The organism is Streptomyces spinosus (assembly GCF_020400655.1).
Taxonomy (GTDB): domain Bacteria; phylum Actinomycetota; class Actinomycetes; order Streptomycetales; family Streptomycetaceae; genus Streptomyces; species Streptomyces argyrophylli.
Map to the genome: position 1 here is coordinate 1 of NZ_JAINRC010000031.1, position 21994 is coordinate 21994.

At 72.7% G+C, this 21994-nt stretch carries 20 protein-coding genes; 7 read left to right on the plus strand and 13 right to left on the minus strand.

What is annotated here, in order from left to right; translation table 11 throughout:
* Window positions 1-533 (minus strand): GAF domain-containing protein (locus LG395_RS38315; RefSeq protein ID WP_225813812.1); only part of this gene is annotated, 533 nt, incomplete at its 3' end.
* A gap of 251 nt (window positions 534-784) precedes the next feature.
* Here LG395_RS38315 and ppdK point away from each other — a divergent pair.
* Together ppdK and LG395_RS38325 are read left to right on the plus strand one after the other, a co-directional pair.
* Window positions 785-3472: a pyruvate, phosphate dikinase gene (ppdK, locus tag LG395_RS38320; RefSeq protein WP_225813814.1), complete on the plus strand. Its 2688-nt coding sequence runs from the start codon at window positions 785-787 to the stop codon at window positions 3470-3472.
* A 33-nt stretch (window positions 3473-3505) separates the two neighbouring features.
* Window positions 3506-3964 carry a pyridoxamine 5'-phosphate oxidase family protein gene (locus LG395_RS38325; protein ID WP_225813816.1) on the plus strand — a complete coding sequence of 153 codons (459 nt, stop codon included), beginning with the start codon at window positions 3506-3508 and terminating at the stop codon, window positions 3962-3964.
* A 401-nt stretch (window positions 3965-4365) separates the two neighbouring features.
* On the opposite strand, the gene LG395_RS38330 is transcribed toward LG395_RS38325, so the two are convergent.
* Window positions 4366-5436 carry a zinc-dependent alcohol dehydrogenase family protein gene (locus LG395_RS38330; RefSeq protein ID WP_225813818.1) on the minus strand — a complete coding sequence of 357 codons (1071 nt, stop codon included), beginning with the start codon at window positions 5434-5436 and terminating at the stop codon, window positions 4366-4368.
* A gap of 357 nt (window positions 5437-5793) precedes the next feature.
* Here LG395_RS38330 and LG395_RS38335 point away from each other — a divergent pair, with 357 nt between their 5' ends.
* Together LG395_RS38335 and LG395_RS38340 are read left to right on the plus strand one after the other, a co-directional pair.
* Window positions 5794-6363, plus strand: coding sequence for an Rv1733c family protein (locus LG395_RS38335; protein WP_225813820.1), 570 nt, complete (start codon window positions 5794-5796; stop codon window positions 6361-6363).
* A gap of 85 nt (window positions 6364-6448) precedes the next feature.
* Window positions 6449-7615, plus strand: coding sequence for a site-2 protease family protein (locus LG395_RS38340; RefSeq protein WP_171150070.1), 1167 nt, complete (start codon window positions 6449-6451; stop codon window positions 7613-7615).
* Between the two features lie 111 nt (window positions 7616-7726).
* On the opposite strand, the gene LG395_RS38345 is transcribed toward LG395_RS38340, so the two are convergent.
* Window positions 7727-8641, minus strand: a complete 915-nt coding sequence (locus tag LG395_RS38345; RefSeq protein WP_171150071.1) for a universal stress protein — start codon at window positions 8639-8641, stop codon at window positions 7727-7729.
* A gap of 26 nt (window positions 8642-8667) precedes the next feature.
* Window positions 8668-9573 carry a universal stress protein gene (locus tag LG395_RS38350; RefSeq protein ID WP_225813821.1) on the minus strand — a complete coding sequence of 302 codons (906 nt, stop codon included), beginning with the start codon at window positions 9571-9573 and terminating at the stop codon, window positions 8668-8670.
* Window positions 9574-9790: 217 nt separating this feature from the next.
* Here LG395_RS38350 and LG395_RS38355 point away from each other — a divergent pair, with 217 nt between their 5' ends.
* From LG395_RS38355 to LG395_RS38365, 3 genes are all read left to right on the plus strand, one after another.
* Window positions 9791-10447, plus strand: coding sequence for a CBS domain-containing protein (locus tag LG395_RS38355; RefSeq protein ID WP_225813905.1), 657 nt, complete (start codon window positions 9791-9793; stop codon window positions 10445-10447).
* Window positions 10448-10805: 358 nt separating this feature from the next.
* A complete protein-coding gene (locus LG395_RS38360; protein WP_225813823.1) occupies window positions 10806-11795 on the plus strand; it encodes an Acg family FMN-binding oxidoreductase in 990 nt (329 codons plus the stop codon).
* 32 nt (window positions 11796-11827) lie between these two features.
* The gene (locus LG395_RS38365) at window positions 11828-12274 is read left to right on the plus strand and encodes a CBS domain-containing protein (protein WP_225813825.1); all 447 of its coding nucleotides are present in this window, start codon (window positions 11828-11830) and stop codon (window positions 12272-12274) included.
* A 50-nt stretch (window positions 12275-12324) separates the two neighbouring features.
* Here the strand turns inward: LG395_RS38365 and LG395_RS38370 are convergent, their stop codons facing one another.
* The 9 genes from LG395_RS38370 to LG395_RS38410 form a co-directional block, all read right to left on the minus strand.
* Window positions 12325-12768, minus strand: a complete 444-nt coding sequence (locus LG395_RS38370) for a universal stress protein (RefSeq protein WP_225813827.1) — start codon at window positions 12766-12768, stop codon at window positions 12325-12327.
* Between the two features lie 334 nt (window positions 12769-13102).
* Window positions 13103-13978 (minus strand): universal stress protein, encoded by an 876-nt coding sequence (locus LG395_RS38375; protein WP_171150076.1) that lies wholly within the window; start codon window positions 13976-13978, stop codon window positions 13103-13105.
* 100 nt (window positions 13979-14078) lie between these two features.
* Window positions 14079-14582: a hydrogenase maturation protease gene (locus tag LG395_RS38380; RefSeq protein WP_225813830.1), complete on the minus strand. Its 504-nt coding sequence runs from the start codon at window positions 14580-14582 to the stop codon at window positions 14079-14081.
* Entirely contained in the window at window positions 14579-15925 is a 1347-nt protein-coding gene (locus LG395_RS38385; protein WP_171150078.1) for a Ni/Fe hydrogenase subunit alpha, read from the minus strand. Before LG395_RS38385 ends, LG395_RS38380 begins: the two co-directional genes overlap by 4 nt.
* Before the next feature lie 23 nt (window positions 15926-15948).
* Window positions 15949-16797 carry an NADH-quinone oxidoreductase subunit B family protein gene (locus LG395_RS38390; RefSeq protein ID WP_225813832.1) on the minus strand — a complete coding sequence of 283 codons (849 nt, stop codon included), beginning with the start codon at window positions 16795-16797 and terminating at the stop codon, window positions 15949-15951.
* Window position 16798: 1 nt separating this feature from the next.
* The gene (locus LG395_RS38395) at window positions 16799-17617 is read right to left on the minus strand and encodes an FAD/NAD(P)-binding protein (protein WP_225813834.1); all 819 of its coding nucleotides are present in this window, start codon (window positions 17615-17617) and stop codon (window positions 16799-16801) included.
* On the minus strand, window positions 17614-18798 hold the full coding sequence (locus LG395_RS38400) for a 4Fe-4S dicluster domain-containing protein (protein ID WP_225813837.1): 1185 nt from the start codon (window positions 18796-18798) through the stop codon (window positions 17614-17616). Before LG395_RS38400 ends, LG395_RS38395 begins: the two co-directional genes overlap by 4 nt.
* Window positions 18799-18937: 139 nt before the next feature.
* A complete protein-coding gene (locus LG395_RS38405) occupies window positions 18938-19966 on the minus strand; it encodes an alcohol dehydrogenase catalytic domain-containing protein (protein ID WP_171159459.1) in 1029 nt (342 codons plus the stop codon).
* Between the two features lie 71 nt (window positions 19967-20037).
* On the minus strand, window positions 20038-21513 hold the full coding sequence (locus tag LG395_RS38410) for a bifunctional aminoglycoside phosphotransferase/ATP-binding protein (RefSeq protein WP_225813839.1): 1476 nt from the start codon (window positions 21511-21513) through the stop codon (window positions 20038-20040).
* Between the last annotated feature and the right edge of the window lie 481 nt (window positions 21514-21994).

Consider the following 21994-nt stretch of genomic DNA (forward strand, 5'->3'; position numbering starts at 1 on the left):
ACCGCCTCGTCCTCCTCGTCGAACTGCGTACCGCCGCGCTTCTCGGTCAGGTACAGGTTGCCGAAGACCTGGTCGCGGACCCGGATGGGAACGCCCAGGAAGCTGTTCATCGGCGGGTGGTGGGCCGGGAAACCGTACGAGGCCGGGTGCTCGGAGATCTTGTCCAGCCGCAGCGGCTCGGGGTTGCGGATCACTTCACCGAGGATGCCGTGGCCCTGTGGGAAGGGGCCGATCGCAGCGATCTGCGCCTCGGTGACGCCGATGGTGTGGAAGGCCGACAGGGTGGTGCCGTCGGGACCGATGACCCCGAGGGCGGCGTATTCCGCGTCGACCAGTGCGGCGGCGGTCTCAACGATCGAGTGCAGCGCCTGCTCGAGGTCCAGTTCCCGGCCGACGGAGAGGACGGCCTCCAGCAGGCTGTGCACCCGGTCCCGGGTGCCACGGGCCGTGTCGATCCGGGACTGCAGCTCCTCCAGCAGCTCGTCGAGCTTCAGCTCCGGCAGCCGTACACGGGGCTCTTCCGAGTTCGCCACGACGCTCCTCCATGTGCCCACGTACGCACGTCCGGACGGTCGCGGTCACCTCCCACGGTAGTCGCGGCCTGCGGGAAACGGCAGCACGCCCGCCTCCGTGGCGGGTGGGTCCCTTCGGGGGCAGGACCGTTCGTACCCACAGGCACGCACAGGGCCGGTCGGCCCACCCGTGGGGACCGAGTGCACCTGCCCCTGCGCGTGGCGTCGCCCCACGCTGGGGGTACGGAGACCAACAGCCGAGGAGTGGCGTCATGGTCCGCTACGTGTACGACTTCGAGGACGGCGGCCGTGACCTGGCCGGCCTGCTCGGCGGCAAGGGCGCGAACCTGGCCGAGATGTCCCGGCTGGGCCTGCCGGTACCGCCGGGATTCATCGTCACCACCGAGGCGTGTCGCGCCTTCCTGGCCGGCGGTGAGGAGCCGGAGGGGCTCTGTGCGGACGTGTCCAGGCACCTGTCGACGCTGGAGCGGGCCGCCGGGCGGCTGCTCGGGCAGCCGGACGACCCACTGCTGGTCTCCGTCCGCTCGGGGGCCCGGTTCTCGATGCCCGGCATGATGGAGACCGTCCTGGACGTCGGCCTGAACGACGCGTCCGTGCGCGGACTCGCCAAGGTGTCCGGCGACGAGCGCTTCGCCTGGGACTCGTACCGCCGGCTCGTGCAGATGTACGGCACGACGGTGATGGGTGTCGACCAGGCCCTCTTCGACGAAGTCATGACCCGGTTGAAAGAGGCTCGCGGCACCTCTGACGACCTCTGCCTGGACGCCTCCGACCTGGCCTGGCTGGTGGAGGCGTACAAGCGGCTGATCCACGACCGGACCCATCGGGACTTCCCGCAGTCCCCCGCCCAGCAGTTGCGGGAGGCGATCCTCGCCGTCTTCCGGTCGTGGAACGCCGAGCGCGCCCGTCTGTACCGGCGGCGTGAGCACATCCCGGACGAGCTGGGTACCGCCGTCACCGTACAGCGCATGGTGTTCGGCAACCTCGGCACGGACTCGGGCAGCGGTGTCGCCTTCACCCGCGACCCGGCCACCGGACGGCCCGGCCTGTACGGCGACTACCTGCCGAACGCCCAGGGCGAGGACGTGGTGTCGGGCGTGCGGGACGCCGTACCGCTGGCCGGACTGGAGCGGCTGGACCCGCGCTCCTACCGGCAGCTGCGCGCACACGCGCGGACGCTGGAGCGGCATTACCGCGACCTGTGCGACGTCGAGTTCACCATCGAGCGGGGGACGCTCTGGATGCTGCAGACCCGGGTGGGCAAGCGCACCGCGGAAGCCGCTTTCACCATCGCCTGCGAGCTGGTGCGGGAAGGTCTCGTCGGTTCGGACGAGGGCCTGGCCCGGGTGAGCGGTGACGGGCTGGCCCGGCTGATGTTCCCCCGCTTCGACGCCTCCGCCACCGGGGAGGCGCTGGCCCACGGTGTGCCGGCCTCGCCGGGCGCCGCGGTGGGCGCGGCGGTGTTCGACTCCGCGGAAGCGGTGCGGCGCGCCGCGACCGGTGAGGAGGTGGTGCTCGTCCGCGAGGAGACGACGCCCGACGACCTGCCCGGGATGGTGGCCGCGCAGGCGGTGCTGACCGGCCGGGGCGGCAAGACCAGCCACGCGGCCGTCGTCGCCCGCGGCATGGGGAAGGTCTGCGTGTGCGGGGCGCGGGACATCGCCGTCAGCGCGGAGGCGCGTCGCTTCACCGCCCGGGACGGCGGCGTCGTCGAGGAGGGCACCGTCATCTCCGTCGACGGTTCCACCGGTGACGTGTTCCTCGGAGCAGTCCCGTTGGTCGCCTCGGCGACCATGCGTTACCTGGAGAGCGGTGAGCAGGCCGACAGCGTGGTGTCCGCGGTTGCCCGGGCGCTGGAACACGCCGACTCCGTCCGGCGGTTGGAGGTGCGGGCCAACGCCGACACCCCCGAAGGCGCGGCCCGGGCCCGGAGGTTCGGGGCGCAGGGGATCGGGCTGTGCCGCACCGAGCACATGTTCCTCGGCGAGCGGCGCAAGCTGGTCGAGGAGATGATCCTCGCCCGTACGGATGCCGATCGCGACCGCGCGCTGGCGGCCCTGCTACCGCTCCAGCGGCGCGACTTCACGGGCATCCTGGAGGCGATGGACGGCCTCCCGGTCACCATCCGGCTGCTCGACCCGCCACTGCACGAGTTCCTTCCCGACCGCACCGACCTGGCCGTCCGCATCGCCGCCGCCGAGGCCGCGGGCGGGCAACCGGACGCACACGACGTGGAGTTGCTCGACGCGGTGAGCCGGATGCACGAGGAGAACCCTATGCTCGGGCTCCGCGGCGTGCGGCTCGGCCTGGTGGTTCCGGGCCTGGCCGCGATGCAGGTCCGGGCGATCGCCGAAGCGGTGGTCGAGCGCACCCGGGCGGGTGGCTCCCCACGGGCGCAGATCATGGTGCCGCTCGTCGGTGCCGTCGAGGAACTGCGGCTCGCCCGCGAGGAGGTGGCGCGTGTCCTGGCCGAGGTCGGCGAGGAGACCGGCGTACCCCTCCCCTGCCCCGTCGGTACGATGATCGAGCTGCCCCGGGCCGCGCTCACGGCGGGACGGATCGCCGAGGAGGCGGAGTTCTTCTCCTTCGGCACCAACGATCTCACCCAGACCACCTGGGGCTTCTCGCGCGACGACGTGGAGGCCGCGTTCTTCGCGGCCTACCTGGACAAGGGCGTCTTCGCCGCCTCACCGTTCGAGACGCTCGACCGTGACGGGGTGGGCAGGCTGGTCCGGATCGCGGTGGAAGAGGGTCGTGCGGCCCGCCCGGACCTGGAGACCGGCGTGTGCGGAGAGCACGGGGGTGATCCGGAGTCGATCCGCTTTTTCCACGACGTCGGGCTGGACTACGTGTCCTGCTCGCCGTTCCGGGTCCCGGTGGCACGTCTTGAGGCCGGCCGGGCCGCGCTGGGGAGCACGGGCTCCAGTGACAGCAGGTGAGAAGAAGACCCGTACCCGAGAAGAAGCTCTGCCATGACCGACGACCATGAGCCGGCGCACCGGCGCGTCGACCTCGACCCAGCGGAGGCGCTGCGGTTGCTGGGCAGCGTGTCGCTGGGAAGGATCGTCTTCACTCAGCAGGCACTGCCCGCCGTCCGCCCGGTCCACCACGTCCTGGACGACGGCGACATCGTCATCCTCACCCAGGAGGGTGCCGCTCTGGTCTCGCAGGCCCAGCAGTCCGGTGGCACGGGCGTCGTCGTGGCGTACGAGGCCGACGTCCTCGACCCTGACACCCACCTCGGCTGGAGCGTCGTCGTCACGGGCTACGCCCGCCTGGTGGACGACTCCAGCGAAGCGACCCGCATTCACGGGTTGCTGCGGCACTGGTCTCCGGTGGAGGGCAGCGGGCGGGCGGTGCGCATCCACCCCGAGCTGGTCACCGGTGTCCTGCTCACGGAGACGGGCGGCGCGGCGAAGGCGACCGGCTGACGCGCGGTGTGCCGTCAGACGGTGCGGGCGGTACGCGTATCGAGTGCTCGTACCGTCCGAAGCGGGCTGGAGCCTGGCCGGGCCCCGTCCGCGTGGCCACCGCCGGCCGCCCGGCTCCGTGCAAGCCCGGCGATGTCCGCCCCTCGCCGGCGGTCGATTCGGGGCGGCGGAGTTCCGGGTGGCGCGCCCGAACCGAGTGATATGTCGGCAGCGCCACCGGTCATCTGGGCTCGGTGGTCGCCAGGACCCCTGCCGTGCCGGCCGACGCGACACGCCAGGACGGGGTGTTGCCCCGGGGGCAGCCGTCTGCCGTCGCGTCAGGGTGTCGCTCTCCGACGGTCCGGCGGCGGTCCGGGGCACCCAGCGCCCGCGCCGTCGCACGCGGACTCGGTCCTTGTCGGTCAGGTCGCGGGAACGGCCACTTCCGCGTGCTGAGCCACGCCGAGCACCACCTTCAGCGCACCGGTCTCGCCGGCCTTCGAGAAGACGTCGTACGCCTCTTCCATGCGGTGCAGCGGGAAGGTGTGGGTGACCAGTTGCCGTGTGGGCAGCCGGCCGGCGGCGGCCATCCGCAGCAGGGTGGGGATGGAGTAGGTGTCCACCAGGCCGGTCGTGATCGTCACGTTCCTGATCCACAGGTCTTCGAGATGCAGCGTGGCCGGCCTGCCGTGCACCCCGACGTTCGCGACGTGCCCGCCTGGGCGGACCATGCGGGTGCACATCTCGAAGCTCTCCGGTACGCCGACCGCCTCGATCACGACGTCCGCGCCGAGGCCGTCCGTCAGGTCGGCGACCAGCTGACCGGGAGCCTCGTGGACGTCGGCGATCGCGTCGGCGCCCAGCCGGTGGGCCGCCTCCAGCCTGGCCGGGGTCAGGTCGACGGCGATGATCCGCTCCGGGGAGAACATCCGGGCCGTGGCGATGGCCGCGAGTCCGATGGGCCCCGCGCCCACGACGGCCACGGTGTCGCCGGGACGCACGTGCCCGTTGAGGACACCGACCTCATAGGCGGTCGGGAAGACGTCCGCGAGCAGGACGGCGTCCTCGTCGCGCACGGCGGCGGGCAGCGGATGGACGCAGAGGTCGGCATGAGGGACGCGGACGTACTCGGCCTGGGTGCCGTCGACGAGGTGGCCGAGGATCCAGCCTCCGCCGCCCCGGCACTGGCCGTAGGCGCTCTCCCGGCAGAACCGGCACCGCCCGCAGGAGGTGATGCAGGAGACCAGCACGCGGTCCCCGGGGCGCACGGTGCGCACGTCGCCGCCCACCTCGGCGATCTCGCCGACCGCCTCGTGCCCCAGCACCGTTCCGGGCCGGACCTCGGGCACGTCGCCCTTCAGGATGTGCAGGTCGGTCCCGCAGATGGTCACCGCGTCGACCTTCACGATCGCGTCGGTCGGTTCCTTGACGGCGGGATCCGGCACGTCCTGCCAGGACGCCCGTCCGGAGCCGTGGAAGACGAAGCCTTTCATCGCTCTGTTCACCCTGTTTCGCTCTGTCGTGGAACCAGCGGTTTCGCTCTGTCGCGGAACCAGCGATCCGGCGCGTACGACGAGGACGCGGACCGGGCTCCGGCACGGTGCCGTGAAGCGCCCCGCGTCTTCAGGCTGCGCGGTGGCCGGGAGTCCGCGCTTGGGCCGACCGGCTCTGGTCGGCGGCCAAGCGGTGCCGGCCGGCCCCGGCAGGAGCTCCAGGGGGACGTATGGCCTCCCCCAGCCCGGAAACCGGACCCCGGGCGGCCCGTCGGAGGGGGCCCCTCGGCCCCTGTGGACGCAGGCCGGACAGAGCCACTGTTCGTAGTAGTGACCAGGACGAGGAGGCGTTCCGTCATGAGCACCACGCAGCGGCTGTGGCGGTGGCGGAGCAATCCGCTGCGGCGGCGGGAGGACGTCTTCGAGGCGTGGATCGTCCTGGTGGTATGGGTGCTCGCCGTGGCCGGCGGTGCCCTGGCCGGACTGGTGACGGCCCGAGCCGCCGAGGACGAGTACGCGGAGCAGCGCGCTCACAGACACGCCGTTCGAGCGGTCCTCGTGTCCGACGCGCCGCGCGACCTCACGGTGGACGGGTCGCCGGACGGCCGTGTCCAGGGATCAGTGCGCTGGGCGGCTCCGGACGGCACCTCACGCACCGGGCACACGCCGGTGGACGGGGGCCTGAAGGCAGGGGCCCGGCTGACGGTCTGGCTGGACGACCGGGGCCGCCTCGTCCTTTCGCAGCCGCCGGGCCGGGTCCGAAGTGATGTCGAGGCCGCCCTCTTCGGGGCCGCCGCGGTCCTCGCCGTCGCGGTTCCGGTCTTCGGTGCGGGCGCCGTCGCACGAGCACAGCTCGACCGGCGCCGCATGGCCCACTGGGACCAGGAGTGGGGTCTCGTGGGACCCCGGTGGGGTCCGAAGACGTGATGAACCGTACCGGCCGAGGTGGAGGTCTCTCGCACCCGTCGAGCGAGCACGACGGCTCTCCGTGGGCGAGCTGGAGGCGAGGTTCATGAACGAGTCGCTGTCTCTCGGCCGGATCGCCGGCGTGCGGGTCGGCCTGCACTGGAGCGTTCTGGTCATCGTCGTGCTGGTGACGGTCGCTCTCGCGCGCGGTGAGTTCCCCACCGCCCATCCCGGCCATCCCGCCGTTCAGTACTGGGGACTGGCCGCGCTGACCGCGGTCGTCTTCCTCGTCTCGCTGCTCGCGCACGAGCTGGCGCACGCCGTGGTGGCCCGCCGCAACGGCGTGCAGGTGGACGGCATCACGCTGTGGATGCTGGGCGGCGCCGCACGGCTGCACAGCGAGGCCACGACCCCGGCCGCGGAACTGCGCATCGCCGCCGTGGGGCCGCTCACCAGTCTGCTGGCCGGTGGTGTTCTCGCCGGCGTCGCCGCGGCGCTGCACACGCTGCGCGCGTCGGGGCTGGTGGTCGAGGCAGTCGCCTGGCTGTCCGCGATCAACATCCTTCTGGCCGTCTTCAACGCGCTGCCCGCGGCCCCGCTGGACGGGGGGCGTCTGCTGCGGGCGTTCCTGTGGCACCGCACAGGCGACCGGCTGCGGGCCACCCGAGGGGCGTCGGCGGCCGGCCGGGCGCTGGGCTGGTTCATGGTGGTGACGGGCTTCGCGGCGGTGCTGTTCGGGCACAACCTGTCGGGCCTGTGGCCCGCTCTGATCGGCTGGTTCCTGATCAGCGCGGCGACCGCCGAGGTCCGCCAGGCCGAGACGCGGGGCGTGCTGGGCGGTGTCCCGGTCAGCCGCGTCATGACTCCGGACCCGGTCACGGTTCCGGAGACGGCGACCCTCGCCGGCTTCCTGGCCGAGGGCCCCTTCGGTCACTACCGGCACTCGGCGTTTCCGGTGCTCGCGGCCGACGGCTCGGTGGTCGGTCTGCTCACCGTGCGACGCGTCCAGGCGACGCCGGCGCAGGCCCGTGCGCGTACGACGGTCCATGACGTGATGCGCCCTCTCGGCGACATCGTCACCGCCGCGCCCGACGAGCCGGTGCTCGACCTGCTGCCGCGGTTGGAAGCGAGCCCGGCGCGCCGCGCGGTGGTGCTCGACGAGGGACGCCTCGTCGGCATCCTGACCCTCGCCGACATCACCCGCGCCCTGTCCTGGCCGACCGCGCCCACCGCGCGGCACGATGCCGGCCCACGGTTCCCGAAGCGGGCGTGACGCGCAGCGTTCCCTAGGCACAGAAGCAGGCGTGACGCGCAGCGTTCCCGAGGCGGTAGCAGGCACGACGCGCGGCTCGGTCCGCACTCTGATGGCGTGACCGTTTGTCCCCTACCGCTGGGCGGGTTCCGGTACAACGGCCACTGGGCAGGCCGCGTGGTGCAGCACGCCGTGGGCGACACGGCCGAGCTGGAGTCCGAAGTGGCCCTGGCGGCGCCGCGCTCCGACGACGAGCAGGCCTGCCCCGCGGGACGCGGCCAGCAAGGCGTCACGAGCGAAGCCCTCGATCGTACGGCGTCGCACCTCCAGGTCGGCCGGAACAGCTCCCAGCGCCTCCTCCAGCAGCTCCGCCGCCCGCGCCTCCTGGACGTGGGCCGGCTCGCCGACGACGAGCGGGTGCGGGCGGGGCTCGTGCAACGGCCGGCGCCAGGACCGTACGGCCTCCAGCGGGACTCCGCGCAGCACGGCCTCTTCCACCGCGAACCGTACGGCGACCGAGTCCCCCGGCTCCTCCCCCACCCCCAGGACGATTCGGCCACCATCCCCCCTGCGGACCCGGTTGTCATGGCTGCCGCGCAGCACGATCACCGGGCAGTGCGCGTGCGCGGCCACCGCCAGGCTCACGGAGCCGAGCAGTGCCCCGGCCACGGCACCGCGGCCACGGCAACCGAGGACGACGGCGAGAGCGCTGCGGCTCTCCCTGATCAAGGCGTGTTCCGCTTCCTCCGGCAGAATGTCGGTGGTGACCTTCCGGCCTGGTTGCCGACGCCGGGCGCGCCGCTCGGCGGCCTCGATGACGTCCTCGGCCATCACCTCCTCCGAGGGCTTGCCGAGGTCGTGGGCCAGGGATGCGCCCTCGTAGCGTTCCCAGAGCGAGGCGTACACGAGTCGGAGCGACGCTCCGCGCACGGCTGCGTCGTCGGCAGCCCACTCCGCGGCTCTCAGGCTCGGCTCCGAGCCGTCGACTCCGACGACGATCGGATGGTCCACGAACTCACCGAAGGCCCGTGTGGCTGATGCCTTCATGGGGTGTCTCCTCGGAGGACTGCTGCTCACGTGTGCGCGACGACCACGACGGGGGCGGTGATGTGGTGAAGGGCGCAGTGGGTGACGTGGCCGATGTGGGCGCCGAGCGAGCCGGTGCGGATGCGCCGGCCGACGACCACGAGGCAGGCGTCGCGGGAATCGTTGACGAGGACCTGCGCGGCACTGCCGCATCGGCTGGCCTCGATCACCTCGACCTCGGGGAACTTCTCCCGCCAAGGACGCAGCACCTTGCCGAGGAGCGAGGCCTGCCCTCGGGCGAGTACATCGTGGAACTCCGCGTCCGTGGCGAAGCCTCGGAAGGAGGTCGGCGGCTCCGGCCAGGCGTGAACGGCCCGCAGGGCGGCTTTCCGCCGAGCGGCTGCGTCGAAGGCGAACTCCAGCAGCGCGTCGTCCGGCTCACCGAGGTCCAGGCCGAGCACGACCGGACGGAAGGGAGCCGCTGCGGAAGGTACTCCCGCCGGGTCCATCCGATGTTCGTCGGCAGCCTGCTCGCCCGCTCGCACCAGCACGACCGGGCGCTCGGCGCGGGCCACGACGCCCAGACTCACCGAGCCGACCATGAAGCCGCCGAGTCCACCGAGGCCTCGCGAGCCCAGCACCAGCAGTTCGGCGGAACCCGCCGCCTCGCACAGGACGTCGGCCACGGTCCCCGTGAGCTGCTCGGTGGTCACTTCGATGCCGGGGTGGCGGAGCCGGATGCCGTCCGCGGACTCGCGTGCCAACTGTTCCGCCCAGTGCCGGTAGGTGCCGGGATCCAGCAGCGGGGTCCGGGCCACGTAGCGGGGCGTCGGCTCCTGCACGTGCACGATCTTCAGGGGCAGGCCGCGCAGCAGCGCTTCGCGCGCCGCCCACTCGGCCGCGGCACGGCTCTCGGGTGAGTCGTCGAGGCCGACGGTGACCGTTCGGGACATGGTCTCCACCTCCCGGTGCGCAGTGACTGATATCAGCGTGTCGGTGCCGTGCCGCCCACGTCAGGGGCCACACGGCCCGATCCGGGGCCGACCGACCCTCTGCCGGGTCACGGCCGGACGAGCCGTTCCGGGGCCGGGCGGCCCCTGGCAGGCCACCGCCCTCGCGACACACCCTGGAAGGAGCTCGATGTACAAGCGACGTTCTTACGGAGTCACCATGTACGGCACCCCGATCACGGTCGACGACGTCATGACCCAGACGGTGGCCGCCGTGGGCCGACGGGCTCCCTTCAAGGAGATCGTGGAGATGATGCAGGACTGGCAGGTCAGTGCCCTGCCCGTCATCGAGGGCGAGGGCCGGGTGGTCGGCGTCGTCTCCGAGGCCGACCTGCTGCCCAAGGAGGAACTCCGGGACGATCCCGACGCGGGTTACCTCCAGCTGCGTCAGCCCGTCGACGTGGCGAAGGCCCACGCTCTGACCGCAGGGGACCTCATGTCGTCCCCCGCTGTCACGGTCAGGGCCGACGCCACGCTCGCCGAAGCCGCCCGCACCATGGCACGTGAGGGGATCAAGAGGCTGCCGGTGGTGGACGACGCCGGCTTGCTGACGGGCATCGTCAGCCGAGCCGACCTCCTCAAGGCCTTCCTGCGCGGCGACGATGACATCGCCGAGGAGGTCCGGCGCGAGATCACCTCGTATCTCTTCGCCCCACCGTCGTCGGCCGTGCGGGTGGAGGTGGCCGACGGTGTGGTGACGCTCACCGGCCGGATCCGTGACCCGGCCCTCGTCCCCGTGGCAGCGCGTCTGGTCCGGGCGGTCGAGGGCGTCGTGGACGTGGAGTTCGACCTGGCCCGTGACGGCGGGACGCGGTAGCGACGCAGGTTTCACCGAGGACCGGGCCGGTCCGCCCGCGCCGGCACTCCGGATCCGTGCCCCGAACCGGTTCCGCCGGACCGGTTCGGGGTCACTTGAGCGGCTGACCGCCTCGGTACGTGCCGGCATCGCAGCCCGGCCGGGAGCGGGGCGGCGTGTCAGGTCCACGGGTACACGCGTTCGCTGACCTGCTCCATCGCCGGCGGGGGGTCGGCCGGCCCGGCGTGGGGACCAACGGCCCCTGGCGGGCCGGCCGTACCGGAGCCTTTCATGGAATCGACGGCGGTGTCCCTCCACGCCGCCACAGGCTGGGGCTTCTCGGCTCGGCCAGGGCACGCCGGCACGAAGGGACGACATCGTGACCGCACAACCTCCCGACGTGGAAACCGTCACCGCGCTCGTGGCGGACGCAGCCGCGGCGCCCTCGCTGCACAACGCACAGCCCTGGGCGTTCCGTTATCTGCGGGACACCGGCGTCCTGCGCCTGTACGCCGATCCGGCGCGCGCCCTGCCGCGCACCGACCCCGGCCACCGCGGCCTGCACATGGGCTGCGGTGCCGCGCTGCTCAACCTGCGCGTGTCCGCCGCGGCGGCCGGCCTGGCGCCGCTCGTGCGGTTGCTGCCCGAGTCCGCCTACCCGGAACTCCTCGCCGAAGTGCACTTGTGCGGCGGAGGACCGCCCGACGGGGCGCTCGCCCGGCTGGGTCCGGCGATCCGGCGCCGGCACTCCAGCCGACTGCCCTTCCGTGACGAGGCCGTCCCCTCCGCAGTGAGGGAGAGGCTGTCTGAGGCGGCCGGTGCGGAGGGCGCGCAACTACTGTTCCCTGGGGCCTGGCACGTGCGGTCGATCCTGGACCTGGTGCGGGACGCCGAAGCGAGAGAAGCGGTCGACCCGGAGGTGCGCCGGGAGACGACGCGGTGGACGCGCACGGGGCCGTCGGACACCACGAAGGCTGCCGACGGCATCTCCGGCGAGGCGTTCGGTCCACGGCAACGCGGTACCTCGACCCCGGTGCGTGACTTCGCCGCGGGCCGGCCGATGCCGGGGCGTGGCCGGGCTCCGTTCGAGAAGAGCCCGAACGTCGCCCTGCTCGGTACGGCCCGTGACGGACCGGTGGACTGGCTGTGCGCCGGTCAGGCACTGGAGCGGGTCCTGCTCCGGGCCACCACGGACGGACTCGTCGCTTCGGTCACGTCCCAGCCCTTGGAGTGGCCCGAGCTCCGGTGGGCCGTCCGCGACCCCGTCTCGGCCATGGCACACGTGCAGATGGTGATCCGGCTCGGCTACGGCCCCGAAGGCCCGGCGAGCCCCCGGCGGCCGGTGACCGACCTGCTCGACGTCCTCTGACCCGCGTCCACCGCGGAGCGAGGAGTGGCCGTATGAAGGTCGCCGAGGTGATGACGGCTCCCCCGGTGTGCGTGGCACCCCACGTCACCTTGGCCGAGGCGGCCCGGCGGATGGCCGAGCACGGCGTCGGCTCCGTCCTCGTGGTCGATGGCGGGACCCTGCGTGGCATCGTCACCGACCGGGACCTCGCCGTGCGCGGCCTGGGGGGCGGCCTGTCGAGCAGGGCGCGCGTGGATGAGGTCATGTCATCGCAGGTCGTCTCGGTGGAACCCGCCGACGACCTTCAGCGGGCCTACCTGATGTTCCGCCGCACAGGCGTCCGCCGGCTCGCGGTGCTGGACGGGGGCCGGGTGGTGGGCGTGCTCACGGTCGACGACCTCTTCCTCGACGTCTTCCGGCGCCTTGCCGACCTGCTCGGACCGGTCGCCTTCAGCGTCCTGCACGAGCCTCCGGGCCCTCCTGTGGAAACGGGGGCATGACCTCGCCACCTCGCCACCGGCTCGGCTCACGGCCTCGGCCGGGAACCGCGTCACTCCTTCCCGGAGCGCACGATCACGACCGGGCAGCTCGCGTGCTGGGACACGTGCCGGCTGACGGAGCCCAGCAGGGCGCGCGCGAACCCGCCCCTGCCCCGGCTGCCCACGACCAGGACCTCGGCTCCTTCGGCGGCCCGCAACAGCACGTCGGCCGCGTTGCCGTGCACCACACGGGTCCGCACCGAGCCGGCCGTGTCCGCGCCGAGCACCTCGGTCAGCTCCTCGCTCATCTTCCGGCGCGTCTCGTCCTCGTCGACGTCCATGTCGACGGCTGGTCCCGACCAGCCGTACAGGCCGGGAAGCTCCCATACCGCGACCGCCTCCACGACGCCGTCGACCAGGCCGGCGTAACGCACGGCCCAGCGCAGGGCCTCGTACGAGGACTGTGACCCGTCCACACCGACCACGACCCGGCGCTCGGAGGCATCCTTGTCCACGCGTCCCACCTCTTTCCTCGGCATGTGTGCCCACGGGCCGGCCCACCACTGCTCTCCACGCTGCGGGACCCGTGGCCGCACCGCCAGCGATACGCATCCGGCGGCATGACGGGCGACCGTGTCGTCAGCCCGTGAGCGTCACCCGGCTCGGCTCGACCCGTTCCCCTTCGCGATCCCACCGCCTCAGGCGATGACGAGGCCGACCGGTGACCGGGACCGGCGTGTTCGCGCCCCTTCCCTGCCGCGCCCCTTTCCTGCCGCGTCCCTTTCCTGCCCGGCGGCAGGTGGCGGCGTGTCGGACCACCGAATGCGGAGCCTGTGGGGCCGGGAGCAGTCACTGCCGTTCCGGCACGACTGCGACGGGGCACTGGGCGTGGTGCAGGAGCGTGTGACTCACGCAGCCGATCTGGAACCCGAAGTGGCCCGTTCTGCGCCGCGCACCGACGATCACGAGATCCGCGGCTGCCGACCGCTCCACGAGGACCTTGCCGGCGGGTCCTTCGAGCGTCGCCGGTCGCGTCCGGACGTGCGGATGCTCGGCGATCGCGGCTCCGATCAGGGCGTCGACCGTGGCGGAGGCGTGCTCCTGGTAGGTGTCGTCCGGTCCTGCGGCCTGTATCCGGTCGCCGCTCGCGTCATAGCCGGGCCTGCGCCAGGCGCGCACCACGTCGAGGACGCAGCCCCGTACCTCGGCCTCCCGGAAGGCGAACCGCACGGCCCGCGTGCTCGTGCCGGTGTCGCCCAGACCGAGCAGGATCCGCTCGTGTGTACCCGCGAGACCCGCCCGGTCGCCCCGGACCACGATCACCGGGCAGTGTGCCCGAGCCGCGACGGCCAGCCCGACGGATCCGAGCAGCAGCCCCTTGAGCCCGCCACGGCCACGCGCACCTGTCACCAGCGCGAAGGCGTCGTCACTCGCACGCACGAGAGCGGCCACCGCGTCCTGCGGAACGATGTCCGTGCCGACCTTCACCTCCGGGTTGCGTCGTTCGGCGCGGTCGGCTGCCGAGGCGACGATGTGCTCGGCCAGGACCTGCCCGGAGGCCCGTCCGGAACCCACCGAGGGCAGGCCCGTCTCGTAGCGCTCCCACAAAGAGGCGTACACCAGCTTGAGCGGAACCCCGTGACGGGCGGCTTCGTCCACAGCCCAGTCGACCGCCAGCAGGCACGAGTCCGATCCGTCCACGCCCACCACCAGAGGAAGTGTCATGGTCCCCACCGCCTTTCACGGGGCCGCCCGCTGCGTGCGGTACGGGGGGGGTGAACTTCACCGTCGCACCCCGTGGCCCTGGTCGCGAGGGCGTTTCGGCTCAAGCCGGGGGACCTTCGGCCCCATGGGGTTCGTGCTCCTTTCCGTGTGCCTGCCGGACCGAGGCGGCGACCCGGTCGACGAGCTCGGGCAGCGCCGACCGCACCGGTTCGCTCAGCCGTGCGCCGAGTTGGACGTCCGCCACTTCCATGGCGTGCACCACCAGCCTCGGCGGCAGCCGGTCGAGGGCTTCCGCCAAGGCGAGGCACTCCCCCAGGCCGAGCGCGTGGGTGCTCGCCGTACCCCCGCTTCGGGCGGCCGCCTCCCCTGCCGTGAGGGTGTGCAGCTCCCCCGGGCTGGCCGGGTGCGCCCGGAGAGCTTCCACCACGACCACCGCGTCGGCGCCGCGCCACAGGTCGAGCATGCGCGCGGGCTCGCCGTCGCTGACGGTCAGGATCGTGCCATCGGGAACACGGCTCCGCAGAGCCTCCACGACTGCCGGGCCGACCCCGTCGTCACCGCGCAGGGCGTTGCCCACGCCGATCACCACGACCCGGCCCGTCATGTGCGTTCCACGGTCACGTCGAGGAAGTGCGCGGCGCAGGAGATGCAGGGGTCGTGATTGCGGATGACCCGTTCGCACAGGTGGGTGAGCTCCTCGTCGTCGGCGGCGTCCCCGGCGCTGTCCATGTGCGCCTGGAGGGTCCTGCGCACGTCCTCCTCGATGGCGGTCTGGTTCTGAGCCGTGGGCGGAACGATGCGGGCCTCGGTGATGGTGCCGTCCTCGGTCAGGGTGTACCGGTGGTACAGGAGTCCTCGCGGCGCCTCGGTGGCCCCGGCGCCGGCACCCGGACGAGGCGGGACGTCGACAGCGGGCCGGGGAGGCCGTTCGTAGGCGTCGATGATCCGCAGCGCCTCCTCGACGGCGTGCACGACCTCGACGGCACGCACGACGATGCTTCGGAAGGGGTTGTCGCAGAGGGCGCCGGTCTCCGGGTCGCCGAGACCGGCGTCCCGCGCCGCCTCGGCGGCCACAGGGTGCAGCCACCGGCCGTTGATCGCGAAGCGGGCCAGCGGGCCGGTCAGATAGCGGCGGCCGTCCAGGGTGGCCGTCAGAGCCGTGGAATGAGGCACCTGCTCTTCCCGTACGTGGACTTCGAAGCCGGGCAGGGGCACCTCGCGCAGCGCCACGCCGGGGCCGGCGAGGGCCATGACCGCCGGTGTGCCCGTGTCGATGGCGTACCGGCCGGGGTCGCGCAGCGCGAACAGGTCGTGATCGAACGCGGCGTCGGGGAAGTCGAACGCGGCCACCCAGCGGACCGTCTCCAGCGCGTCGTCCCGGGCTTGCCGCAGCCGTTCCGCCAGCGGCCTTAGTTCCTCCGCCGTCGGTGTCCGGTAGAAGCCGCCGATCCGGACGTTGACCGGGTGGATGGGACGGCCTCCGAGCTGTTCGAGGAGCGCGTTGCCGGTCTGCTTGAGCCTCAGTCCGCGTTCCACGACGGCCCGCTCCTCGCGGGCGAGTTCGACGGCGTCCGCACGTCCGAGGAAGTCCGGTGCGTGCAGCAGGTAGACGTGCAGGGTGTGGCTCTCGATCCATTCGCCGCAGTACAGCAGGCGGCGCAGGTCGGCGAGGGGGCCGTCCACCGTGACACCGCAGGCGTCCTCGATCGCCCGGCAGGCGCTCATCTGGTAGGCGACCGGGCAGATGCCGCAGATGCGAGCGGTGATGTCAGGGGGTTCGCTGTGGCCCCGGCCGGACAGGAAGGCCTCGAAGAAGCGCGGCGGTTCGTAGATGCGCAGCCGGGTCTCGGCGACCGTGTCCCCGTCCAGGCGCAGGTGGAGCGCGGCCTCGCCTTCCACCCTGGCCAGCGCTTCCAGTCGCAGGACGCGGCTGCGGCGATGGTTCATGCGAGCCTTTCCGAGCGGTTCCGTCAGGCCGGAGGGCCGTGCTGCTCCTCGGCCGCGAGGTCGGGTACGGGGGCATACTCCGGCGACGCGGCGTTGAAGGTGCGGAAGACACGCTGGATGTCCCGCTCGCTCATCCCGTCGCGGCGCAACTGAGCCACCATCGAGCGCAGGTTGGGCCGGCTCGACGGCCCGAAGCAGCCGTAGCATCCCCGCCCGTAGGCGGGGCAGATGGCACCGCACCCGGCGTGCGTGACCGGGCCGAGGCACGCGGTGCCGTGGGCCACGGTGACGCATGGGGTGCCACGCCTCTTGCATTCGAAGCAGACGCTGTGGCTGGGGATCCGGGGCCTGCGTCCGGCCAGGTGGGCGGTGATGACCTCGAGGAGCTGGCGACGGTCGATGGGGCAGCCGCGCAGTTCGAAGTCGACCGGCACGTGTGCGGAGATCGCTGTGGAGGTCTCCAGGGTGGCGATGTACTCGGGCCGGGCGTACACCGCGGCGACGAACTCGTCGACGTCGGCGAAGTTGCGCAGCGCCTGGATGCCGCCCGCGGTGGCGCAGGCTCCGATGGTCACCAGGTACCGGGAGATCCGGCGGACGTGCTGGATGCGTTCGGCGTCCTCCGCTGTGGTGATCGAACCCTCGACCAGGGACAGGTCGTACGGTCCCCGGCCCGCCGGCCGCGCGCGCTGCGCGTCGGCGCCCTCGCTCGGGGTCATCTCCAGGAAGTGGTCGATCCGTACGCACTCGGCGAGTCCGAGGAGTTCGTCCTCGCAGTCCAGGAGGGTCAGCTGGCAGCCGTCGCAGGAGGCGAACTTCCACACGGCGAGCGCCGGCCGTGTGCGGATGACCGGGCCGAGTTCGGTGACCATGTCACAACTCCCTCACGAGGAGCAGGTCCGCCACGCGGTCGTAGCCGACGACCGGCCCGTCGCGGCACAGCAGGAGCGGGCCGAGCTGGCAGTGGCCGCAGTGGCCGGTGGCGCAGTGCATGTTCCGCTCCAAGGACACCTGGATCCGGTGCGGGGCCAGGCCCCGGGCCACCAGGTCACGTGCCGTGTGCCGCATCATCACCTCGGGTCCGCACACCAGCGCGCAGGTCCGGTCGGGACGCAGGTCGAGCCGGTCGAGGAGCGTGGTGACCACGCCGACCGAGCCTCGCCAGCCGGGGCCGGGGCGGTCGACGGTCACCTCCACCCGGGCCCGAGCGCACCAGCTCTCGACCTCGTCCCGGTAGACCAGGTCGGCAGGGGTGCGGGTGCCTATTAGGACCGCGGGCCGGCCGTACCCGGCCGGCCGGTCCAGGACCTCGTGGACGACCGGCCGCAGGGGAGCCAGTCCGATGCCGCCGGCGACCACCAGCACGTCGTGTCCGGCTGCCGCTTCGAGGTCCCAGCCGGTGCCGTACGGGCCGCTGAGCCCGACGCCGTCTCCGGGCCGCAGCCCGTACAGGGCGGTCGAGACGGCGCCCACCGCGCGCACGGTGTGCACGAGACCCCCGTGGGGGCCGCGCAGGGCGCTGACCGAGATGGGTGCCGCGCCGACCCCGAACGCGTAGATCATTGCGAACTGTCCCGGCGAGAACGGCGGGAGCTCCCGTCCGGTGGGCAGCAGCTCGATCGACCGGGTGTCCCCGGTCTCGGCCCGGGCACCGGCCACGCGGTACGGCGCGGGTGGCACGACGGCGGTCATTCTCCCTCCGTCTCCGGCGCCGGTGCGCCGGAACGTGTCCAGTCGTGCAGAGCGGCCGCTTCCTCGGTGATGTCGATGCCTACCGGGCACCAGACGATGCAGCGTCCGCAGCCCACGCAGCCGGAGGAGCCGAACTGGTCGTACCAGGTGCCGAGCTTGTGGGTCATCCACTGCCGGTAGCGGCTGCGCGTGGAGGCGCGGACCGGGCCGCCGTGCAGGTGGGAGAAGTCCAGGTCGAAACACGAGTCCCACAGCCGCCACCGCTCCGCGTGGTCACCGGTGAGGTCGGTGACGTCCTCGGTGGTGGTGCAGAAGCAGGTGGGGCACACCATGGTGCAGTTGCCGCAGGTCAGGCACCGCCCCGCCACGTCGTCCCAGCGTGGCGCGTCGAGCGTGCCGGCCATCAGCTCCCGCAGGTCGGCCTCGGGCATGGTGCGTCCCATGCGGTCCGCGGCGGCCGTGACGCCCGCACGAGCCGTCTCCCGCGTATCCGGGTCGGCCGGACGAGCGGGCAGTTCGGCCAGGATCTCCGCTCCCTCCTCGCTGCCGCTGCGGACCCAGAAGCGGTGCCCGTGGACGTCGACCACTTCGGTCAGCACGAGGTCGTAGCCGGGACCGGCGGCGGGCCCGGTGCCCATCGAGACACAGAAGCACGTGGCGCCGGGCTCCGTGCACTCGACCACGATCAGCAGGGTCCCGAAGCGCCGCCCCTCGTAGCCGGGATCGCGGTACGTCCCGCCGGTCAGCACCCGGTCCTGGACGGCGATGGCCCGCAGATCGCAGGGACGCACCCCCAGGAAGGCGTACCGCGGCGGATCGGCCGGTTCGGCGGTGAAGACCACCTCCCCCTCGACGCGGTCGGCACTCCACTCCCGGACGCGTGCCGGATGCAGGAAGGACTTCCACGATTGGGGGCCCGCCGCGTTCGCGAAGGCCGCGCCGTCCGTCCGCTCCCGCAGCCGGTACCGCCCGGCCTCCAGCTCCACACCCCATCCGTACGGCAGTTCGTCGGCCGACAGCAGCCGCGCCAGCACGATGGCTCCGTCCCGCACCGTGGGGCCGACAACGGTGAACCCGCGCCGGATCAGGACGTCCACCAGCACGGCCATGCCGTCCTTGCCCATGACGAGCCCCTCGGGCACGGGAGGCGGGGAGCCGTTCACCTCGGCGTCGGCACTCATGACCGGCCTCCTTCAGCACGAAGGACGGCACGGGGCCCTGCCGTCCCCTCGACCCCACGATGGCAGCATCTCGGCTGAGGTGCCGCGCCGACAGGGCCGCCCGGGCCCGGGCGCGGGGACCATCGGTCCCCCTGGGCGTTCACTCGCGGTGCAGCACGACTTTGAGGGCGCCTGTACCGGTGCCGCGCGCGAACACCTCGTAGGCGTCCTCCATCCGGCCGAGATCGAGGGTGTGCGTGACCAACGGGGAGACGGGCAGTCGGCCGAACCTCATCAGCTCCAGCAGCCACGGCGTGGAGGACGTGTCGACCTGGCCCGTGCTGATCGTCAGGTTCTTGCGCCAGAGGGACTCCAGGTGCAGCGTCACCGGTCTGCCGTGCGTCCCGATGGTGGCGATGTGCCCTCCCGCGCGGACGGCGCGCGTGCACAGCACGAAACCGTCCGGATCCCCGGACGCCTCGATGACCACGTCCGCGCCCGGCCCCTCCGACAGGTCGGCGATCATCTCCCCCGGCGACTCGCCGGCATCCGCCCCCAGCCGGGCAGCGGCCTCCAGCCGGGCGCCGGCCAGATCCACGACGATGATCCTGCGGGGCGAGTACAGCCGCGCGACGACGACCGAGGCGAGGCCGACGGGACCGGCACCCACCACGACGACGGTGTCCCCCGGACCGACGTGACCGTTCCGCACCCCGACCTCGTAGGCGGTGGGCAGGAGTTCCGCCAGCAGCACGGCGTCGTCGAGCGGGAGGTCGGAGGTGCACCGGGTGGTGGAGTGATCGGCGAACGGCACGCGCACGAACTCGGCCTGGGTGCCGTCGATCAGATTGCCCAGGATCCATCCGCCGCCGCCACGGCACTGTCCGTACCGGCCGTCGCGGCACTCCCGGCAGTCTCCGCAGGCCGACACGGACGACACGATCACCTGATCGCCGGGACGCAGGTGGTGCACCTGCCCGCCCGTCTCCACTACTTCCCCGACGGCCTCGTGGCCGAGCACGGTCCCCGGCTTCACCTCGGCGAAGTCCCCCCGCCGGATGTGCAGGTCGGTGCCGCACACGGTGGTCGCGTCGACGCGTACGACGGCGTCGGTCGCCTCCTCGATGACGGGGTCGGGCACGGTGTCCCAGGAGGTGTGTGACGGGCCGTGATAGACGAGCGCTCGCACCGGACTCACTTCCTCGCTTCCCTCTCCCGCGGTCGTCCCGCGGTCCCGCCGGCCGACACGGCCGGCGCGGCTCAGTCCGGCTCCATGTAGGGGCGGCGGAAGACCGGTGCCTGACCGGTGCCCCACGGACGTACGGCCGTCAGCGCCCGGGCGACCGCGGCCTCGAGCGCACCGCTGGTGTCGACCGGGACGGCCTGCGGCCACGGTGGTTCCCTGGCCGCCATGGCGGTGGCGACGTCGGGACCGGCGTCGGAGGGGCCTGCGGTGCGTGTGCTCAGGCGGGCCGCGGACACGGCCTCCGGCACATGGCAGTGCAGGGCCACCAGGTCGGCGCTGGTGCGTTCGGCCACGCGTACGGCCGCTTCACGCCGCGTGGCGTCCGACCAGGTGGCATCGAGGACGACCGACTCGCCCGAGGAGAGCAGGACGGCCGCGCGGTCCAGCAGGGTGGCGTAGGTCCTCGCCGTCCACTCCGGCGTGTACAGACCTTCGCCGTAGCCGGCCGCGGCGGGCTGTTCCGCGGGGATGCCCGCCAGTTCCTTGCGGATGCGATCGCTGCTGAGCAGGGTGACTCCCAGCCGGTCGGCGAGCGCTCCGGAGAGGGTGGACTTCCCGCTTCCGGGGAGGCCGCCGACCACGGTGAGGCAGACGGCGGAGGTGCGCAGGTGGCGCAGCGCCAGGGTGGCGAGCCGTCGTGCCGCCGCTTCCGCGCCGGGTGCGCCCTGGGTGGCCTGGATCAGCGAGACTTTGGCACGGACGAAGGCACGGTAGGCGACGTAGTGGTGCCACAGGGACGGGGGCGCGGGGTCCGCGGAGTACTCGCCGTACCGGGCGAGGAAGCAGGCCGCGGTCTCGGGGGCGCCGAGGTGCTCCAGATCCATGGCGAGGAACGCGGCGTCGTCCAGGCCGTCGACGTAGCGGAGATGGTCGTCGAACTCCAGGCAGTCCAGGATCCGTGGGCCGTCGTCGAGGCAGAAGACGTCCTCGGCGAGCAGATCCCCGTGTCCGTCCACCACTCGCCCCTGCGCGATGCGGGCGTCGAACAGTGGTTCACGACCGGCGAGATAGCGGCGCACCAGCCGCTCGGTCTCGGTCAGGCAGTCAGGCACTGCCGCCTCCGCGGACAGGGCGTGGAGCTGCGCGAAGCCGGCCTCCCACCGTCCCGACAGCGCGTCCCGTGTGCCCTGCTCGTCCACGTCCGGGCCGCGGGGCGCGGTCGCGTGCCACGCGGCCAGGGCGCGTGCGACGGTGCGGAGGACGTCGTCCACGGTGATCCCGGCCCGTACGAGGTGGGAGAGGCGGCGCTCCCGCGGCATGCGGCGCATCACCACGACAGGTTCGGACGCCTCCGCCTCAGGGCCGCGGAACTCGCCGAGGCCGACGTAGACGTCGGGGGCGAACCGACGGTTGAGGGCGATCTCCCGCTCGCACGCGGTCCGGCGGGCAGCGACGGTGGTGTAGTCCAGGAAACCCAGATCGACCGGCTTCTTGCACTTGTAGGCCCGGTCGCCGACGAAGAAGAGGCTCGCGGTATGGGTCTCGCACACGTCGGCACGGGAGAACGGCTGGGTGGCACCCGACCGGACCGCGGACGCGTCGGCTCCGGACGGGCGGACGTCTGACCGGATCATGAGGAACGACGACGGCGACAGGGCAGCGTTCGTGAGGTGCCGTGCCCTGGCCCCCGGGTCGGCGAACCAGCCGATGGCGGCGGCCAGATGCCCGGGCGAGCCATGCGGATCGTGGCGGCGGCTGGTGGCATGGCGGCGGCCTCCGTCTCGTACGCGGTGGGAGGGGGCGGTGCACGAGCCCGGCCGAGTCGGGGATCCGGACCCCGCCCGCGGAGGGCCGGGGCAGCCGGCTCCCCTTCCGAGGATCCTCCGGTCCTCGCCGTGGCGCATGCGGACCGCGGCCCGGCCCGGAAAAGGCCGAGGACGTCGGCCCGGGAGGGGAAAAGGTCGCCTGGGCCACCGCCGGGCGGCCCGGCAGGGAGGCACGGGAAGTGGGCACAGGGCACGTGCCGGCCGG

Coding starts and splice junctions, on each gene's coding strand:
- LG395_RS38375 (WP_171150076.1), bottom strand. CDS start 13,978: ATGACACTTCCTCTGGTGGTGGGCGTGGACGGATCGGACTCGTGCCTG.
- LG395_RS38350 (WP_225813821.1), bottom strand. CDS start 9,573: ATGTCCCGAACGGTCACCGTCGGCCTCGACGACTCACCCGAGAGCCGT.
- LG395_RS38325 (WP_225813816.1), top strand. CDS start 3,506: ATGACCGACGACCATGAGCCGGCGCACCGGCGCGTCGACCTCGACCCA.
- LG395_RS38365 (WP_225813825.1), top strand. CDS start 11,828: ATGAAGGTCGCCGAGGTGATGACGGCTCCCCCGGTGTGCGTGGCACCC.
- LG395_RS38335 (WP_225813820.1), top strand. CDS start 5,794: ATGAGCACCACGCAGCGGCTGTGGCGGTGGCGGAGCAATCCGCTGCGG.
- ppdK (WP_225813814.1), top strand. CDS start 785: ATGGTCCGCTACGTGTACGACTTCGAGGACGGCGGCCGTGACCTGGCC.
- LG395_RS38385 (WP_171150078.1), bottom strand. CDS start 15,925: ATGAACCATCGCCGCAGCCGCGTCCTGCGACTGGAAGCGCTGGCCAGG.
- LG395_RS38395 (WP_225813834.1), bottom strand. CDS start 17,617: ATGACCGCCGTCGTGCCACCCGCGCCGTACCGCGTGGCCGGTGCCCGG.
- LG395_RS38330 (WP_225813818.1), bottom strand. CDS start 5,436: ATGAAAGGCTTCGTCTTCCACGGCTCCGGACGGGCGTCCTGGCAGGAC.
- LG395_RS38340 (WP_171150070.1), top strand. CDS start 6,449: ATGAACGAGTCGCTGTCTCTCGGCCGGATCGCCGGCGTGCGGGTCGGC.
- LG395_RS38345 (WP_171150071.1), bottom strand. CDS start 8,641: ATGAAGGCATCAGCCACACGGGCCTTCGGTGAGTTCGTGGACCATCCG.
- LG395_RS38390 (WP_225813832.1), bottom strand. CDS start 16,797: ATGGTCACCGAACTCGGCCCGGTCATCCGCACACGGCCGGCGCTCGCC.
- LG395_RS38355 (WP_225813905.1), top strand. CDS start 9,791: ATGTACGGCACCCCGATCACGGTCGACGACGTCATGACCCAGACGGTG.
- LG395_RS38380 (WP_225813830.1), bottom strand. CDS start 14,582: ATGACGGGCCGGGTCGTGGTGATCGGCGTGGGCAACGCCCTGCGCGGT.
- LG395_RS38400 (WP_225813837.1), bottom strand. CDS start 18,798: ATGAGTGCCGACGCCGAGGTGAACGGCTCCCCGCCTCCCGTGCCCGAG.